At 36.8% G+C, this 2368-nt stretch carries 2 protein-coding genes and 2 pseudogenes; all 4 read right to left on the bottom strand.

Going from position 1 to position 2368, the window contains the following annotated elements; translation table 11 throughout:
- A pseudogene (locus HMPREF0518_RS03005) lies at nucleotides 1-124 on the bottom strand (IS256 family transposase); the annotation flags it as partial.
- A gap of 333 nt (nucleotides 125-457) precedes the next feature.
- Nucleotides 458-1168, bottom strand: a complete 711-nt coding sequence (locus tag HMPREF0518_RS03000) for a GntR family transcriptional regulator (RefSeq protein WP_003625939.1) — start codon at nucleotides 1166-1168, stop codon at nucleotides 458-460.
- Nucleotides 1161-2132 carry a Gfo/Idh/MocA family protein gene (locus HMPREF0518_RS02995; protein WP_003625937.1) on the bottom strand — a complete coding sequence of 324 codons (972 nt, stop codon included), beginning with the start codon at nucleotides 2130-2132 and terminating at the stop codon, nucleotides 1161-1163. The genes HMPREF0518_RS03000 and HMPREF0518_RS02995 overlap by 8 nt, the downstream gene beginning before the upstream one ends.
- 9 nt (nucleotides 2133-2141) lie before the next feature.
- Nucleotides 2142-2368 (bottom strand): annotated as a pseudogene (locus HMPREF0518_RS02990) (deoxyribose-phosphate aldolase); the annotation flags it as partial.

Here is a 2368-nt window from a genome sequence, read left to right as displayed (position 1 = left end):
GAAAGGCAGTTAATTCAGCTTCTAACAAGTCATTAACTGCCTGTTGTAGTTCTTTGCGCAATAAATCATTAATTTTGTCTTGATTGAATAGAGCTTGAGCAATATTTTTGGTAAAATCATTCATGAAGGAGTTCTTCTTTCTGTATGTGTTTTTTGTTCAAACCAATCATACGAGAAAGGAACTCCTTTTTCTAATATTTTAAGAAATTAATTTAAGGAATCATTCATCCTTACACAAACTATTTTACAGTCTCGCACGACGAATTATCAAAAATGCGAAATTAATTCATAAGTTCATTTGTTATGAACCTGAAAGACACAAAAATATCAATAAATTTTGTTGCGATTTTAATAAGCTAGAAAAATACTGTCGTAAAATTTCTAAAGAAAATTAAATAAACTAATCAACTAAAAAACTAGTACATCTACCCGCTACTGTGGTATTTGTACTAGTTTTTTACTTTTTCAAATCAATTAAGAAGTAATTTTCATCCCCACGATATGTCGCAATGGAATATTCAATCGGAACCTCATTCTTGGTATAGCCATAAGTATGAAAATAGAAGACAGGATCCTTTTCTGTAATATCTAATAAGTCAGCTGTCATCTCATTGGCTACCTTAACTTCCAATTTTCGCTTAACATGAACGACTGGTAAATTTCTTTTATCCAACTCCTGATAAAGCGACTGCTTTGCAAAATCAACTTGCTCTAAATCAGCTAAATGCTTTACAGGTAAATAGGTGGTAACTACTACATTAGGACTACCATCAGCCAAACGTAAACGCGTTAACTTATAAACCTCATCGTCGTCTTTTAACTCTAAAGCCTGTCTTACCTCTTCCGTTGGTTCAGCCTTTTTAAAATACAGCACCTGGGTTGGAGCAGTTAATCCCTTTTGCTCCATTTCGCGATCATAGCTTTGAATGACATGAATAAATTCTTGAGCAATCTTAGTTTGCTTAACAATTGTCCCCACATGTTTGCGACGTTCTAAGTAGCCCTGATTAACCAAATCCTGGACCGCATGACTAATCGTTGGGCGTGATACCTGATATTTAGCCGCAAGCTCTATTTCCTTAGGAATCAAGTCACCAGTTTGATAATGACCATCAGTTATCTGCTTGCGTAAGATTTCTTCGATTTCTTGATACTTTGCCTTAGTCATGTGGCAAAAACTCCTGTGCTTTTTCCAAAACACTAATCGCATTCAAACTATGTTCATAAGCCTCATCAGCAGCTTGTTGGTCATGTTCTTTGATCTTTTTAGCAAAGTAATTAAACTCGCTAATCATTCGGTGACCATACTTATTGAAGTTATAATGCTTTGGCTCTTCTTTTTCTATTTGAATATAATAGTCAGGCAAAACATTGAACGGTCCATCGAAGTAGATTAAGCCCTTCTCACCTTCGATGTATGAACGAGTTGGTCCCGCTGCATCCTTGGCTGCAATTAAACTAGCTTGCTTATCATCATAAGTTAAATTCAAGATACCAGACGTATCGGTATCGCGTTGAATTGTTGGCAAGTATGAGATTTGCTTAGGTTGACCAAATAGACTGACACAGAAATTGATGTTGTAGATGTTCATATCCATCAAGGCACCGCCACCCATTTTGCGGTCAAACTTAGGAATATGAACACCTGCCAAGAATTCTGCATAGTGACTAGAAATTTGCGTTAAATTCAAAGCTACTACATGAACCTTGCCGATCTTTTTCAAGTCTTCCTTTAAGTGGAAGTAGTTCTCAAGGTAAAGAACGGTCATTGCTTCGAAAAGCAAAACGTGGTGTTTGTCCGCAGTCTTTTTAAGTTCTCTTACCTGCTCACTAGTTTCAACCAGTGGCTTTTCACAGATGACATTTTTATCTGCAGTTAAAGCTTGTCTTGCGATTGGAAAATGCAATGAATTAGGCACACCAATATAAACAGTATCAATATCGTTATCTGCAAACATTGCCTCATTATCTGTGTAGACTTTATTTATTTGATATTTTTCGGCTAATTCTTCTGCGACTGACTTTGATCTAGCTAAAGTGGAAATTGCCACTAATTCTACATCTTGCATTTGATCAGAGGCTGACAAAAAGTCATGAACAATTTGGCCACTACCAACGATTCCTAATTTCATTTCTTACTCCTAACGATTAATTTCAATACTATCAACATGATCGTCTTCCATCCGGCGCTTCAAAGCTTCGTAAGTCTTCACACCAGCAGAACAACCGATACGATCAGCACCAGCACGAACCATAGCTAAAAAGTCATCGCTGTTGCGAATACCACCAGCAGCTTTAACTTTGACATCATCGCCTACTACTGAGTTCATTAACTTTAGCACCACCAGTACCAAAGCCAGTTGAGGTC

This window comes from Lactobacillus helveticus DSM 20075 = CGMCC 1.1877 (assembly GCF_000160855.1).
Taxonomy (GTDB): domain Bacteria; phylum Bacillota; class Bacilli; order Lactobacillales; family Lactobacillaceae; genus Lactobacillus; species Lactobacillus helveticus.
Note: the sequence above shows the minus strand (reverse complement) of the source record. Positions and strands in the feature narration are given on the sequence as shown.

Bases quoted from the DNA above. Each gene is read 5' to 3' on its own strand.
- HMPREF0518_RS03000 (WP_003625939.1), bottom strand. From the start codon at position 1,168: ATGACTAAGGCAAAGTATCAAGAAATCGAAGAAATCTTACGCAAGCAG.
- HMPREF0518_RS02995 (WP_003625937.1), bottom strand. From the start codon at position 2,132: ATGAAATTAGGAATCGTTGGTAGTGGCCAAATTGTTCATGACTTTTTG.